The sequence below is a fragment of the Pediococcus pentosaceus ATCC 25745 genome (genome assembly GCF_000014505.1).
Taxonomy (GTDB): Bacteria; Bacillota; Bacilli; order Lactobacillales; family Lactobacillaceae; genus Pediococcus; species Pediococcus pentosaceus.
Window position 1 is genome coordinate 1,078,449 of the sequence record NC_008525.1, and the last position, 14,454, is coordinate 1,092,902.

Sequence of the window (14,454 nt, forward strand, 5' to 3'; positions counted from 1 at the left end):
AAATTACGCTATATTCCTGCAAAAATTTTATTTAATCTTGATTTCCAAGGTTCAATTTGCATTTTTTTAGTTGTTAAATTAGCTTCTAACTTTAATTCTTCGAAAGTATTGATTGAACCACAACATAAATCATGGTGTTTTTTGAAGCCCTCATCAAAATATTGTAGCAAATATTGACGATGACAATTCTCCGTTCGAATGAGTTTTAACATTCTTAAGATTTGCTGTTCATTTTGTAATTGTTGTCTTTTAAATAACTCTGTTAATTCGTGAGGGGTTAGCCCATTTTCTTGATAATATTTAATTAATTCTTGCTGCTCTTCATCTATACCACTGCGTTCAAGATTTTCAGTAAGGATTGCTTCAGAAGGAATTTCAATATCATTTAAAATTGAAGGAATTACCTCGTCGCCAGCCGCATACAACATAATAGCAATACTCTGTTGACCATCGCGACCAGCACGACCGATCTCTTGGACATAACTTTCAATGTCTCCGGGCAAATGATAGTGAATTACATATCTGATATTAGCTTTATCAATACCCATTCCAAACGCACTGGTAGCACAAATCACATTGACTTGATCTTGTTGAAACTGTTTTTGAACTTGAAAACGGTCATAGTCTGTCATCCCTGCATGATATGGAGCCGAAGTAAGAGTAAGATTATTATTAATCATTTCGCTAACTTGGCTAGCAACTTTGCGACTTGAAAAGTAGATTATTCCTGCCCCTGGTAACTCATCAAGTAAATCTAAAAGTTTTTCATCTTTGTCACTTCTACTTTCGACTTCTAAAAAATCAAGATAGATATTGGAGCGATCGACAGAACTAATATATTCTTCAACCTCACCTTTTTTCAAATTAAGGTACCTAACGATTTCTTCACGGGTTGTTTTTCCAGCTGTGGCCGTTAACATCAATGTTAGGGGGTTGTTTAATTGCGTTCGTATCCGACCAATTTTTAAGTAGTCTGGACGAAACGACTTCCCCCATTGAACGATACAATGAGCTTCATCAACTACAAATAAGTCGATCTCTATTCGTTGCATCGCTGCTTGAACATCAGGTCGCTGCAATCCCTCAGGTGATATAAAAATAAATTTATATCTTTCTAAATTGTTAAGGATTTGCTTTTGCTCCATAAAATCTATTTGAGAAGTTATCTCTGCTATACGACGTTCCCCACTTAATCTTAACCGGTTGATTTGGTCTTTAATCAAGGATAATAAAGGCGAAACCACAATAACGGAGCCCTCATTTAAAAAACCATACATTTGATAAATTAAGGTTTTTCCAGCTCCTGTTGGTAAAATCGCCAATGTATGGTGATGGTCAAAAAGTTTATGTAAAATTTCTAACTGACCCGTTTTAAACTCAGTAAAATTAAATTTCTCATGTAAGACTTGATAAATTTTTTTATCTGTTACCATTATTATTCTGTTGTTCCTTAATTTTTCTGATTTGGATTAGCCTAAAATCAAAAAATGTAATATCTGCAATTTGGCTTTGGATACTTCTAAAGTCAACTTCTGTAGGATGCTTCCCAATCTCAAAATTAAATCTAACAAACTTATCAAATGGAAAATTAGAATCCAAAATTGCTGCCATCAAGATGTGTTCCTTCACGGTATTAGTTTTAACATGTTTCAAACGTGCAACTTCGTCCACCGTTTTACCTTGTCGAATTAATTGCCACGTTTGATAAGTGCTATCTGGCATAACATTTTCTTTAATGGTTGAATTTAATAAATCAACAAACGGTGCTATTTTTGTTAAAACAGCATCACTAATAATCTTGCTAAAAATCAACCTAATTTTAAGTTCCATTTGAAATTTGCTGATTCCAAATGCCTGAGCTAGTTGATCAATAGTCCACCCCGGATCAACATGATTGGGGAGATAACTAAGCAAGATGTCTGCATCGTGCTGTTGTAATTGACTTAAAAGTTCATCTAAACCCTGCGTATATTTTTGAACAATGTCTGTCGTATGATGGTTTCTTGACTTAAGTTGCTTAAACCAATTCTTTAAGATCACATTAATTCGAAGATTATCACTGACTGGGATATAACGGTTGTTTTTAAAACTAAATTCGGAAATTACCTGGTTAGCTAATAGCAACAAATCAATTGCCTCATCGAGCCGAACTTTTTTAATAAAAGGCGTAGGAGTCGTACAACTGAATTGCTTTTGTTGTCCTGCCTCCGTCAAATAAATCAACTCATCCTTTTTGGCTAAAAAACCACCTTCAACAGCTCGGTCAACATTTTCTAGAAAAGAGGTTGTATCAATTGTTTTCCAGAAATTTAGGTACTCCAAAATATCGTATTCTAAGCCCCAAAATAAGGCCGAAACCGTCATTTTACCAACCAATACATTCAAAATTGCCTTCGGACGGCGCCCCTGCTTAAGATCAAAAAAAGCTAAAACATCTTCTGGAATCATTTTTCAATTTGACGTTTTAGACGACTAATTTCATTAACCTTCAAAGCACGCCATTTTCCAGATTGCACTCCATCAATATTTAAAAATGAGTAACTATCACGGCGTAATTTTTGGACTGGGTGACCAACTGCCATAAACATATTTTTAACTTGATGATTACGCCCTTCGTGGATAGTGAGGCTCACAATCGAAGTTTTCTTTTCATCATCCGTGCTAATTAAGTGTGCTTTAGCTTTAGCTGTTTTTTTATGATCAATTACCAATCCATTTTCTAGCTTCTTTAAATCTAAACTATTAACAATTCCTTTAACTTTTGCGGTATATGTTTTTTCAAACTTAAATTTGGGGTGAGTTAAACCATTTGCTAAAGTTCCATCATTGGTCATTAAAACGGCACCTGAAGTATCATAGTCTAGACGCCCCACTGGATAAATACGTTCAACTACGTCAGGGAAAAAGTCCATGACCGTTTTACGCTTTTTATCATCACTAACGGATGTAATAACCCCTCGAGGTTTATTTAATAGGAAATAAACCATCTTTTCTCGTTGAAGAGGAACACCATCAACTTCAATCTTATCGTGGGCAGTTACTTTTGTACCTAGCTGTTTAATCACCTTACCATTAACACGTACATGGCCTTCAGTAATTAATTTTTCTGACTTTCGTCTTGAAGCAACTCCTGCTTCAGCCATTACTTTTTGTAATCTTTCTTCTTCCATTTATTTCTCCTTATTATTTAAATTCATTTTTGATTCAAACTCTTGTAAAAATAAATCGCTATCGTCTAATTCTGAATCTTCTCCAACTTTTTCAAGTTTAGGTAAATCTTTAATATCCTCTAAACCAAAATAATCTAAAAACTCATCTGTTGTACCATACGTTTTGGGTCTTCCAGGCTCTTCAAGTCTACCAACTACTTTCACTAGATTTCTAAGTACTAAGTTCTGTAAAGTCGTGCCACTTTGAACACCGCGAATTTGGTCAATTTCAATCCGTGTTATGGGTTGACGATAAGCCACAATTGACAATATTTCTAATGCTGCAGGCGATAGTCCTGAGCGACTATTTCGATCAAAATACTTTTCTAAAATCGATGCTAACTCAGGTTTAGTAACTAGTTTGTAAGTACCACCAGTTTGGATTAGCTTCAAAGCAGTTTTAGAATTAACTTCGTAATTTTTTTCAAGATTATCTAGCATCGTTAGTATAGCAGGCTTAGCATAACCCGTGAAATTAGATAGTTCTTCAACTGAAATTCCTTCAGCCCCTGCTACAAAAAGTAGGGCTTCTACTTTCTGCTCATTATTCATTAAACTTCACCTAACTTAATTAAAATTGATTGTTTTCTTGCTGGCTGTTCAAGTAAGATTTGATGATTTTTAGCTAGTTCTAAAATTGCCATAAAGGTTGTTACTAATGTTTCTCGGCTAAAATGTCCAATAAATAAATCTTCAAAACAGCATTGCTTTAAATCAAAAATACGTTTTTTGATTTCTGACATTCGTTCTTCAAGAGTGACTTCTTCTGCTTTAACGGTTCTATAAGTGGGTTCTAGGAGCGCTTGGCGCGCTAAAACCTTCTGAAGTGCGAATTGTAAGTCACTTATTTTAACGCCCGGAGCTAAGCGATTAGCTTCATTAGGAGGAATTTCCATTTCTGGGCGTGTAAACGAGGTCTGTCGTTCTTTTTCAAGTGATTTTAGGCCTTCCGAAGCTTCCTTAAACATTTGATAAACTAAAAGTTGATCAACTAAGTCATTACGTGGATCTTCTTCCTCAATCACTTCTTCATCATGTGGTAGTAGTAATTTTCCTTTGATTTCAGTTAATTTTGCAGCCATCACTAGATACTCTCCAGCAATATTTAACACTAGCGATTCTTGTGAATGTAAGTATTGTAAATATTGGGCAGTAATTTCTGATATTTTTATATCATAAATACTCATCTGTGATTTTCGTATCAAATGTAATAATAAATCTAGCGGTCCCTCAAATTCAGCTAGCTTAACGTTTGGTAGGGTATAATTTTCAGCTTTCATTTACCTGCCCCATTTCGAATCTTTCAATCATTGCGCTAGTTTTTAACGACCCCATTAAACGCCGGTCTGGATAGATAGAAGTTAATGATCTTAAAATTTCATTTTCGTTGAATACTGTTTCCTCGTTTGCAATAAAAGCCATGCGATCAACTACAAGACACTCTTCTTCTAAGATAATCATTACGATTCCAATATAAGTTCCATCTTTTCGCTCTAAATAAATCTGTCGATTTCCTTTAGTAAACCGCTCTAAGACCAACTGTACTACATCAATTGAATTAAATGCTTGAACAGTCGACAATAATCCCATCGCAATTTGTCTTTTTGAATCCGAATATTTTACTAACATGTTGCTCCTTTATCTTTAGGCTCGTGGATGATATTTGTCATATACATCAACCAACCTTTGCTGCGTAATATGCGTGTAAATTTGAGTCGTTGAAATATCAGCATGACCTAATAACTCCTGGACAATCCTGAGATCTGCTCCATTCTCTAACAAATGGGTCGCAAAAGAATGCCGAAGGGTATGGGGAGTAATATTTTTTTCAATTCCAGCTTTTTTAACCTGAGCTTTAAGATTCTTCCAAATCCCTTGTCTTGTTAATGGATGTCCATGTTGGTTTAAGAAGATTTCATTGTACTTTTTATCACCCAATAAAATTCTACGCGGTCCATTAATATATCGATTAAGCCATTTAATCGCCACGTCACCGATTGGAATGATTCGTTTTTTATTCCCTTTCCCAATCGTTTCAATTAGTCCCATCTCCAGATGGAGTTCGTTTAAATTCAATGTAATTAACTCACTAACTCGTAATCCTGTTGCATACATAACTTCTAGAATAGTTCGATCCCGCATTCCAAGTGGTTCATTTGTATTTGGAACCTGCAACAGCTTTTCTACTTCCGCTGTCGTTAGTACTGAAGGCAAATGGTGAGCTCTTTTAGGTGGATCAATATTAACCATGGGATCAACATCAATCTTATCCACAATCAATAAGTACTTAAAAAACTTTCTTAAACTTGAAATGGTATGAATTGAAGAACTTCTTGCCCTACCAGTTTTCTTGAGCTCATCTAAATAATCTAAGATTGCATACCGATCAATTTTTTTTATATCTGTAATTTTTTCTTTAGTCAAATAGTCATTCAAGTGACGTAATTCTTGGCGGTAACTAATAATTGTATTATCAGATAAGCCTCGCTCTACTTTAAGAGAATGTAAATAGTCATTGATTAAATCATTCATGACTATTTCTCCTTTAAAACAATCCCATCTTCAGTTTGTTGGATTACACCAGCCTTAAGCAAATGTCCCAATGCCATTTTGAAACGTCCTTTACTAATACCAAAACGTTCTTTAATCGCATCTGGTTTGCTATGATCATTAAATGGTAGCGTTTGGTCTCGGGTATGTTGTAGCATGGCTAAAACCATTGCTGCATCATCACCTAGAGCCTCATAATTCCTAGGTTTTAATGATAAATTTAACGTTCCATCTGGATGAACCCCGATTACCCGTGCATTTAATTGTTCGCCCAATCGTGGTTCTCGATCTCGTTCGGAAGCATGGATAAATCCTAACAAAAAGTTATCAGTCAATACCAAAGAACCAGCCATCTTTAACCGGAAAGCCGTTGCATTAACATTTTTATTAATCATTGTTTTATCTGCTCGAGCAGAAATTGCCTTAAAAACATCATAGTCAGCTGGATGTGCCCACATTCTTTCCTTTTTGTCTACAGACAGACAAACTAAAATACGATCATTAGTATGCGGCCAGATACTTGTTTCTGTTGGTAATTCATCTAACGAAATAACAATATCTTTATTAGGTAAACCAATGTCAACGAAGACTCCTAAATCTTTACGCGTTTTAACAACCGTTCCCCAACCATATTTACCAGCAGTTGCTCGTGGCGTCTCACGTGTTATTTGGCGGTCATGATCTGCATTTTCATAAGTAAATCCAGTAAAGAAACTACCCTTCTTCAGTGGTTTTTTAATTTCTTTTTTATCAAGTCGATAGGCATTTCCATCTGACAATTGAACAAAATAATAATCATCATTTTCATCAATAACTTTACCTTTTTCGACTTTTCCTAATAGTGTATCCATATTTATTTCACCCATTTTTATTTAATTTGAATTTGTAAAAGTTGAATAATCAAATACGCAATTCCTGACGCAATGATTGGTCCAGCTGCAATGCCATTCATAAACACTACCCCAATGATAGTTCCCATTACTAAAGCAACTGTCACTTCTGGACTAGCTGATAAGAAGCCTACTCCTTGGTACGACAATAGTGAGACCAAGATGCCACAAGCTACTGCTATCCAGCCCACCGGTGATTTAAATGAATTAACTAAATCCATAAAACCAATCTTCCCAGTTGCTATTGGAACTAAAATGGTAATTGAAATAATCGTAACCCCCCAGTTTATTCCTTGTTTATTTAATAAAGGAAAAATTTTATCTGAGTACGGTATTAATTTTAAAAATAGTACTACAATACTAGCGATAATTAATGATTGATTTTTGCCTAATAACGCCACAATAAAGATTCCAATCAAAAATAGCCAACTCTCCATTAAATTCCACTCCAATTTCTAGTTTACATAATATATGTACATTAGTCCATAGAACCGACATCAATATATCAGGGTTCCTTAAGGACCAACACTACAATTAATTATCTTCCAATTAGTAATTAAAAAACTGACCGTCAAAAACGACGGACAGCCCTTCGCAGAAGCACAATGCTTCTCAATTTTTATTCATTCTACATTTTAACATATTTCTAGAGGTTTCCTCGCTTCTAATTTCTTATTCCCATAGCATTAACCTAATATACCCTTCTTAATCAAACAATAAATCCCAAGTAGGATTATTTCTAAATTCAGCATTATCTTTGCCAATTATATTATTAAACATTCACTTTATTAGACATTTTGACTACCTTTGCTATACTAAAATGTAATAAAAACTACATTATGACTAAATACTGAAGTCTTTAAAAGCTGTTTATTGCATTGGAGGTGACATATTGATGGTTGAATCATATAAAAAATTCTGGCATAATATCACCAATTTTTCAGGTACTGCCAATCGTCCCGACTACTGGTGGCCAGTTATTATCAATTATATTTTAGGTGTAATCATCATCGCAATTATCCAATCTATTACTGGTCATCCTATTGAAGACATCTACAATCTAAGTGATTTGAATATTAATCTAGTTTCTAAAATCATTGCATTCATCGTTTGGCTGGGTATGTGGACACTTAAAGTAAGACGTTTACATGACACCGATCGAAGTGGCTGGTGGATTTTAATTGAAATCATCCCACTAATCGGTACAATCTGGTTCTTTATTTTAATGATCTTGCCTTCTAAGGAAAATCGTTGGAGTTAAGATCCATAATTGAATTTATAATTTGTTTTAACTAAAAAGGGATACTACTAATTTCATTACTTTAGTAGTATCCCTTTTTAGTTAAATCTAGAACCCTAACAGTCTAAATTCAACTTTCATTCTGCCAAACAAAAAAACCTAGAACATATAATGTTCCAGGTTTTAAAAATTTAAATTAAATTTTTATAGTGAGTTTGATGCACCATGGTAGATAATACCACGACGTGAGTCAACTGTAATCAATTCATCATCTGAAAGGATTGAAGTTGCGTTTTGTACACCAACAATAACAGGAATTCCCATTGAAATACCAACTACTGCAGCGTGTGATGTCAAACCACCATTTTCAACTACTAAAGCACTTGATTTTTCAATTGCTGGTAGATAGTCTTTGTCAGTTGTCTTTGTAACAAGTACTCCGCCTTCAACAGCTTTTTTGTTAGCTTCATCAGCTGATGTAGCAACAACTGCTTTACCAATAACTGTTTCATCACCAACACCTTGACCAGAAGCAAGCTTTGAACCAATTAGTTGTAACTTCATGATGTTTGTTGTTCCACTTTCGCCAACTGGAACACCAGCAACAACAAGAATCAAGTCTCCTTCTTTAGCAAGACCAAGATCTACAGCTTTGTTAGCAGCTAGTTCAAACATTTCATCAGTTGTTGATGGACGGTCAGCGATGATTGGGTGTACACCCCAGTTAACCATCAAACCGCGACGAACACGTTCGTCAAATGTGATTGCAAGAATGTCAGCATCTGGACGATACTTAGAAATCATACGAGCTGTGTAACCTGATTGTGTTGCAGCAACGATAGTCTTAACACCAAGGTTCTTAGCAGCACGAGCAACAGCAGCACTAATTGTTTCTGTAACATCACTTTGATCAAATGTGTTGATTTGAAGATTTCCGTCTTCAGCCATAGCATTTTCAGCTTTTTCGTCAATCTTAGCCATTGTAGCAACAGCTTCAACAGGGTAGTCACCATTAGCACTTTCACCAGAAAGCATAGTAGCATCTGTACCATCCCAAACAGCATTAGCAACGTCAGAAGCTTCAGCACGTGTTGGACGTGGGTTTTCGATCATTGAGTCAAGCATTTGAGTTGCTGTGATAACAGGCAAACCAACTGCATTACACTTCTTGATCAATGTCTTTTGTACCAAAGGAACATTTTCAGCTGGAATTTCAACACCCATGTCACCACGAGCAATCATAATACCATCTGAAACTTTCAAGATTTCGTCTGTGTTGTCAATACCTTCTTGTGATTCGATCTTAGGGAAAATTTGAACATCTTCCATGTTCTTTTCTTCCAACAATTCACGAATTTCAAGAACGTCTTGTGGCTTACGTACGAAACTTGCAGCGATGAAGTTGATGTTCATTGATTCAAGACCAAAACGAATATCATCAGCATCTTTTTCAGTAATACCAGGTAAGTTAATTGAAACACCAGGAGCATTTGTACCCTTACGTGATCCAAGAACACCATTGTTAGTTGCATGAGCAACTAATTCGCGGTTTTCTTCATCTTTTTCGTCAATCTTAAAATCAAGAAGTCCATCATCAAAAAGAACGTGTCCACCAACATGAACGTCATCAAAAAGTCCATCATATGTAACAGCAATCTTTTCTTTTGTTGTTTCCAAAGTGTCATCCATTGAGATGCGAACCTTATCATTTGTGTGATATTCTTGGTTACCATCTTTTTGTGGAGTTGTACGGATTTCAGCACCCTTTGTATCAAGCAAAATACCTACTGACTTGCCAGTAATCTTTTCTGCTTCTTTAACCATGTTATAACGACCTAGATGTTCTTCATGGTCACCATGTGAAAAGTTAAAGCGGAATACATTAGCACCGGCTTCAATTAATTTAACAATTGTGTCAACAGAAGTACTTGCAGGACCAAGTGTTGAAACGATTTTGGTTTTCTTCATTACAGAATCTCTCCCTTGATTTTAAATTATAAAAGACTTCTTAAGTCATTTTATCCAAATATTAATAGAACTCTAGAATGATAAATCTTCACTTAATTGGTAAAGTGAATCATCTGCTTGATGTTTTGCATCAAACAAGTCAAGCATGTTATGAGCTTGAACCTTATTTTCTAAGATTCCAACTGCTAAACCACCCTTACCTTCAAGGAGTAGCTCAACAGCGTAAGCACCCATCTTACTTGCTAAAACGCGATCTTTAGCACTTGGAACACCACCACGTTGGACATGTCCAATTACAGTAGCACGTGCATCAAAATCGCCGTATTGCTTAAGCTGGTCAATGAATTCAGGAGCTGCATCTGAATTAGCATCACCTTCAGCGATGACAATAATGCCGTAGTCCTTACCGTTTGCACGGTTCTTTTTCAACTTGTTGGCAATTGCTTCAACGTCATAATCAAAACCAGGTGCGATAACCGCATCTGCTCCTGAAGCAACACCAGCCCAAAGAGCAATATCAGCAGCATTGCGGCCCATAACTTGGACAGCAAAGACCCGTTGATGACTCTTAGCAGTATCGCGAATTTTATCAATCGCGTCAACTGCAGTGTTTAACGCTGTATCAAAACCAATAGTGAAGTCAGTGAAAGGAATATCATTATCGATTGTTCCTGGAAGACCAATGGTGTTGTATCCATGTTCTGTCAAACGAAGAGCACCATGATATGAACCGTCTCCTCCGATAACAACCAATGCATCGATACCGAACTTCTTAAGTTGTTCAATACCTTTCAATTGGCTTTCTTCTTGTGCAAATTCAGGATAACGAGCTGAATAAAGCATCGTTCCACCTTGTGAAACCATATCGTCTAAATCTGCTGCCTTGAATTCGTGGATATCACCAGCAACTAGACCGGCAAACCCGTAGTTAATTCCGTAAGCTTCAAGACCAGAGCTTAGGGCCTTTCTTGCAACGGCGCGGATAGCCAAGTTCATCCCTGGAGCATCCCCACCACTTGTCATGATACCAATACGTTTCATCTTTTCACCTCAAACAGAAATATTGAGTTTTTTCAAAACTTCATTGTTGATTTTATCACTTTTGAAAACAGTTGTCTGTACCATTTTCTTAATTAATCGAATGTAAGTGCTTTATTCAAAATTTATTTTTTAATTAACGAAATATGTTGACTTCCTAGCAATTCTGCTAATTGCTCTTTTACTTCAGAACTGTCATTTAAATAAAATTTTTCAGACAACTCATTATGTTCATTAGTATCCTCATAAACTAAAATAACTGGAACTTTTCCATGATATTTTCTGAAAATATCAAATAGTTTGGTTTGGAATTCTGATGAATTATTTCGGCTAGGCACTTCTAATTTCCAAATTGCTGCTTGGACCTGTTTGGTTTGAGGGGCGGTAATTTCATTAACAATTAATTGTAAACCGTCGTTTCTTTTCTCAACCTTGCCTCGTAATTGTAGGACTCGTTTGTTTCTCAAAATTTTAGCATGCTGGTATATCCTTGGAAAGATAACTGCTTCGCTTTCTCCAGTAGGGTCCGTGATATTCGCAAAGGCCATTGACTCTCCTTTTTTAGTTCTGATGGTCCGAATACTTCTTATATATACAATCGTAGTCACTTGAGCTTCATCACTAAATTCATCGATTTTTTTAAACCCATTTTGTTCAATCAAGTTTGCATAGCGTTCAACTGGATGCGCGGAAATGTAAGTTCCTAATAATTCTTCTTCCCAATCCAGCTTTTCATCCAAATCCATATCCGGTCGATGTTTAATCGTAGGCATTAACTTTTCAAAAAGATCCACATTTTGCCCGCTAAAAGCAATACCTTTCAACAATTCAGGTAAAAAGTCACCTAATTCCGCTCGGTTATATCCAAAGGAATCTAGAGTTCCCGAAAAGATTAGTTTTTCAATAATTTCTTCTGTAATACCCTTATCCCGCATTCGACGTAAAAGACTGTCAACTGATTTAAATTCTCCATTACTTTGACGTTCTTCAATCAAATTACGGATGAAATCTCGCCTTAATCCTTTAATGGATAGAAAACCCATGATAATTTGTTGTTGATAAAATGCATATTGTAGTTGGCTCAAATTAATATCCGGTGCTTTAACTTTAATCCCTAAACGATTCAATTCTTGAATGTATTCTTTAGTTTTAGCCTCACCACCAATAACTGAATTAAGTAAGGCTGTATAAAAAGGTCCTGGAAAGTACGTTTTTAAATAAGCCAGCTGAAAAGCTAGCTTGCTATAAGCTACGGCATGTGACTTATTAAAACCATAATTAGCAAAATTTTCGATATAACTATAAACTTGTTGGGTTAACTTGGCGTTATATCCCTTTTGCAATGCTCCATCAATAAAATTCGTCCGCATTTGTTCAATTACATCATGTTTTTTCTTACTCATCGCTCTCCGCAACAAATCGGCCTGTCCCAAACTCAGGCCCCCCATTGCTGAAGCAACTTCCATAACCTGTTCTTGGTACACTAAGATACCGAAAGTTTCACCTAAGATTTCCGATAAAACGTCATTAGGAAAAGAATAGTGTTCGCGATGTTCTTTTCGTTTTACAAATCGATCAATATTTTCCATTGGTCCTGGACGATAAAGCGCATTTACCGCAACTACTAAACCAAATCGATCAGGTTTCACTTTTCTCAATACATTCCGAATACCAGCCGATTCAAATTGAAAAATGCCACTGGTATCGCCTCGTTGGAAAAGTTCTAAAGTCTTTGTATCATTTAAATTAATGTTCTCGATGTCAAAATCGGGTTTAAGTTGATGGACTTGATCTAAAATATTAGCCATTAATGACAAATTTCTTAAACCTAAAAAGTCCATTTTTAACAACCCTACCCGCTCAACATAATTCTTGGAATACTGACTCATCAGCATTCCTTCATTTCCATCCTGAACAGGAGTGGTTTCAGTTAAATTATTTTCACTTAAAACAATTCCCGCTGCATGCGTAGAGTAATGACGTGGCAATCCTTCTAAGCGCCGCGCCGTTTCAAACATAAATCGATTTTTTTCGGAAGTTCTTATAAACTCTTGTAACTTACTTGAATTTTCTAAAGCACGCTCCAATGTGATATTTAGTTCACTAGGAATTAATGCGCTTATTTGATTAATTTTATTCGGCATTTCCCCAAAAACACGGGCAACATCGCGAATGGCTTGCTTAGCTGCTAAAGTACCAAATGTGATAATTTGTCCCACATGTTGATGTCCATATTTATCATGGACATATTTGAGCATCAATTCTCTTTTATCATCTGGAATATCTAAATCGATATCTGGCATTTGGGCACGTTCTGGATTTAAGAAACGTTCAAATAGCAGTCCATATTCAATTGGATCCACACTAGTAATCCTGAGTAAATAAGCTACTAACGAGCCTGCAGCTGAACCACGTCCCGGTCCAGTCAAGATGTGATTTTGATGAGCAAATTGGACCACATCGTGAACAATTAAGAAGTAGTCCGCAAAACCCATGGATTCAATGACATTAAGCTCTCGATCCAATCTTTGCTGATATTGCAAATTTTGAGCATTTTTACTTTTTTCTAACTGTTGAAAGCATAATTCCTTTAAATATTGAATAGCCGATTGATTAGCTGGCGTGGGAAATTTTGGTAATTTGGGCTGGACAAACGGAATTTTTAGCTCGATTTGGCTAGTTAGCGCATCTAGCTGGTCTAATAATTCACTCAATCCAGCATCCCGATACTCTTTTTCAAATACATCTCGCGGTTTTAACCAATTATTACCTTGGTCCTTTGCTAGGATTTCAGGATGCTTAATAACTTCCCCCGAGGCAATATCCTTCAAAACTTGAGTTGCAAAATGGTCTTCACTATTTAAATACTCCACGCTCGGTAAGGGCAAACAACCAAGACTGTGTTTTTCGGCAATTTGCATCAAGGTTTGACGCATAATATTAGTTTGCTTTAAATTAATTCCTAGATAAAGATCTTCATCACCAACAACTTGACGATAATTTTCTAAAAGCTCGGTTGCATCACCGGATAGCCCTCGCTCCAACAATTCAATCATTTCTGATCTTTGTGCTGGAACAATCATGATTAAATCATCTAGCAAATCTTTAATATCATCAAAAACAAATTTTGGTGTACTACTCGTCATCTTGGCCGAACTAATCTGCATTAAATTACGGTAACCTTTAACACTCTTAGCTATTAAAACTAGCGCAAATTGATTGTCAATTCCTGTCGTGCTATCTAACCAAAGCGTTAAACCCACGATGGGCTTTAAATTGTTTTTAATACAAGCTTGATAAAATTCAACTGTTCCATACATTGTATTATGATCGGTGAGGGTCATCGCTTGATATCCACGATTTTTCGCCGTAGCAATTAAGTCGTCAATTTTAATCGGGCTAGATAACAAACTGTAAGAACTTAATACTTGCAGTGGCACGAAAGCCATTCTTATCCCCTCCTGTTTTTTATAATTATACTAAATAAATTCCCCTTCTCCAAAAATATAGAGTTTAATTTATTTCCCCACGTAATTGTGCTAAAATTACTGTTGTTCAG

Annotated in this window: 13 protein-coding genes; 1 reads left to right on the forward strand and 12 read right to left on the reverse strand. The window is 35.9% G+C overall.

Going from position 1 to position 14,454, the window contains the following annotated elements:
- Positions 1–8: 8 nt before the first annotated feature.
- The 9 genes from PEPE_RS05220 to PEPE_RS05260 are packed head-to-tail and all read right to left on the reverse strand — an operon-like array spanning position 9 to position 7,086.
- The gene (locus PEPE_RS05220) at positions 9–1,433 is read right to left on the reverse strand and encodes a RecQ family ATP-dependent DNA helicase (RefSeq protein WP_011673479.1); all 1,425 of its coding nucleotides are present in this window, start codon (positions 1,431–1,433) and stop codon (positions 9–11) included.
- The gene (locus PEPE_RS05225; RefSeq protein WP_011673480.1) at positions 1,420–2,448 is read right to left on the reverse strand and encodes a helix-turn-helix domain-containing protein; all 1,029 of its coding nucleotides are present in this window, start codon (positions 2,446–2,448) and stop codon (positions 1,420–1,422) included. The genes PEPE_RS05220 and PEPE_RS05225 overlap by 14 nt, the downstream gene beginning before the upstream one ends.
- On the reverse strand, positions 2,445–3,170 hold the full coding sequence (locus PEPE_RS05230) for a pseudouridine synthase (RefSeq protein WP_002833211.1): 726 nt from the start codon (positions 3,168–3,170) through the stop codon (positions 2,445–2,447). The genes PEPE_RS05225 and PEPE_RS05230 overlap by 4 nt, the downstream gene beginning before the upstream one ends.
- Complete coding sequence (gene scpB, locus PEPE_RS05235; RefSeq protein ID WP_011673481.1) at positions 3,171–3,761, reverse strand: SMC-Scp complex subunit ScpB; 591 nt, start codon at positions 3,759–3,761, stop codon at positions 3,171–3,173.
- On the reverse strand, positions 3,761–4,489 hold the full coding sequence (locus PEPE_RS05240; RefSeq protein WP_002833213.1) for a segregation and condensation protein A: 729 nt from the start codon (positions 4,487–4,489) through the stop codon (positions 3,761–3,763). The genes scpB and PEPE_RS05240 overlap by 1 nt, the downstream gene beginning before the upstream one ends.
- The gene (locus tag PEPE_RS05245; RefSeq protein WP_002833214.1) at positions 4,479–4,838 is read right to left on the reverse strand and encodes a hypothetical protein; all 360 of its coding nucleotides are present in this window, start codon (positions 4,836–4,838) and stop codon (positions 4,479–4,481) included. The genes PEPE_RS05240 and PEPE_RS05245 overlap by 11 nt, the downstream gene beginning before the upstream one ends.
- Positions 4,839–4,853: 15 nt before the next feature.
- Positions 4,854–5,741 carry a site-specific tyrosine recombinase XerD gene (xerD, locus tag PEPE_RS05250; protein WP_011673482.1) on the reverse strand — a complete coding sequence of 296 codons (888 nt, stop codon included), beginning with the start codon at positions 5,739–5,741 and terminating at the stop codon, positions 4,854–4,856.
- A gap of 2 nt (positions 5,742–5,743) precedes the next feature.
- Positions 5,744–6,610: a CvfB family protein gene (locus PEPE_RS05255; protein WP_011673483.1), complete on the reverse strand. Its 867-nt coding sequence runs from the start codon at positions 6,608–6,610 to the stop codon at positions 5,744–5,746.
- Positions 6,611–6,627: 17 nt separating this feature from the next.
- The gene (locus PEPE_RS05260; protein ID WP_011673484.1) at positions 6,628–7,086 is read right to left on the reverse strand and encodes a DUF441 domain-containing protein; all 459 of its coding nucleotides are present in this window, start codon (positions 7,084–7,086) and stop codon (positions 6,628–6,630) included.
- A 458-nt stretch (positions 7,087–7,544) separates the two neighbouring features.
- On the opposite strand from PEPE_RS05260, the gene PEPE_RS05265 reads away from it, so the two are divergent.
- The gene (locus tag PEPE_RS05265) at positions 7,545–7,910 is read left to right on the forward strand and encodes a DUF805 domain-containing protein (protein WP_011673485.1); all 366 of its coding nucleotides are present in this window, start codon (positions 7,545–7,547) and stop codon (positions 7,908–7,910) included.
- Between the two features lie 183 nt (positions 7,911–8,093).
- Here the strand turns inward: PEPE_RS05265 and pyk are convergent, their stop codons facing one another.
- The 3 genes from pyk to dnaE all read right to left on the reverse strand — a co-directional run bounded on the left by pyk (position 8,094) and on the right by dnaE (position 14,344).
- Positions 8,094–9,857, reverse strand: a complete 1,764-nt coding sequence (pyk, locus tag PEPE_RS05270; RefSeq protein ID WP_002833398.1) for a pyruvate kinase — start codon at positions 9,855–9,857, stop codon at positions 8,094–8,096.
- Between the two features lie 72 nt (positions 9,858–9,929).
- Entirely contained in the window at positions 9,930–10,898 is a 969-nt protein-coding gene (gene pfkA, locus PEPE_RS05275) for a 6-phosphofructokinase (RefSeq protein WP_002833399.1), read from the reverse strand.
- 122 nt (positions 10,899–11,020) lie between these two features.
- Positions 11,021–14,344, reverse strand: coding sequence for a DNA polymerase III subunit alpha (dnaE, locus tag PEPE_RS05280; RefSeq protein WP_011673486.1), 3,324 nt, complete (start codon positions 14,342–14,344; stop codon positions 11,021–11,023).
- Between the last annotated feature and the right edge of the window lie 110 nt (positions 14,345–14,454).

Bases quoted from the DNA above. Each gene is read 5' to 3' on its own strand.
- PEPE_RS05220 (WP_011673479.1), bottom strand. From the start codon at position 1,433: ATGGTAACAGATAAAAAAATTTATCAAGTCTTACATGAGAAATTTAAT.
- PEPE_RS05225 (WP_011673480.1), bottom strand. From the start codon at position 2,448: ATGATTCCAGAAGATGTTTTAGCTTTTTTTGATCTTAAGCAGGGGCGC.
- PEPE_RS05230 (WP_002833211.1), bottom strand. From the start codon at position 3,170: ATGGAAGAAGAAAGATTACAAAAAGTAATGGCTGAAGCAGGAGTTGCT.
- scpB (WP_011673481.1), bottom strand. From the start codon at position 3,761: ATGAATAATGAGCAGAAAGTAGAAGCCCTACTTTTTGTAGCAGGGGCT.
- PEPE_RS05240 (WP_002833213.1), bottom strand. From the start codon at position 4,489: ATGAAAGCTGAAAATTATACCCTACCAAACGTTAAGCTAGCTGAATTT.
- PEPE_RS05245 (WP_002833214.1), bottom strand. From the start codon at position 4,838: ATGTTAGTAAAATATTCGGATTCAAAAAGACAAATTGCGATGGGATTA.
- xerD (WP_011673482.1), bottom strand. From the start codon at position 5,741: ATGAATGATTTAATCAATGACTATTTACATTCTCTTAAAGTAGAGCGA.
- PEPE_RS05255 (WP_011673483.1), bottom strand. From the start codon at position 6,610: ATGGATACACTATTAGGAAAAGTCGAAAAAGGTAAAGTTATTGATGAA.
- PEPE_RS05260 (WP_011673484.1), bottom strand. From the start codon at position 7,086: ATGGAGAGTTGGCTATTTTTGATTGGAATCTTTATTGTGGCGTTATTA.
- PEPE_RS05265 (WP_011673485.1), top strand. From the start codon at position 7,545: ATGGTTGAATCATATAAAAAATTCTGGCATAATATCACCAATTTTTCA.
- pyk (WP_002833398.1), bottom strand. From the start codon at position 9,857: ATGAAGAAAACCAAAATCGTTTCAACACTTGGTCCTGCAAGTACTTCT.
- pfkA (WP_002833399.1), bottom strand. From the start codon at position 10,898: ATGAAACGTATTGGTATCATGACAAGTGGTGGGGATGCTCCAGGGATG.
- dnaE (WP_011673486.1), bottom strand. From the start codon at position 14,344: ATGGCTTTCGTGCCACTGCAAGTATTAAGTTCTTACAGTTTGTTATCT.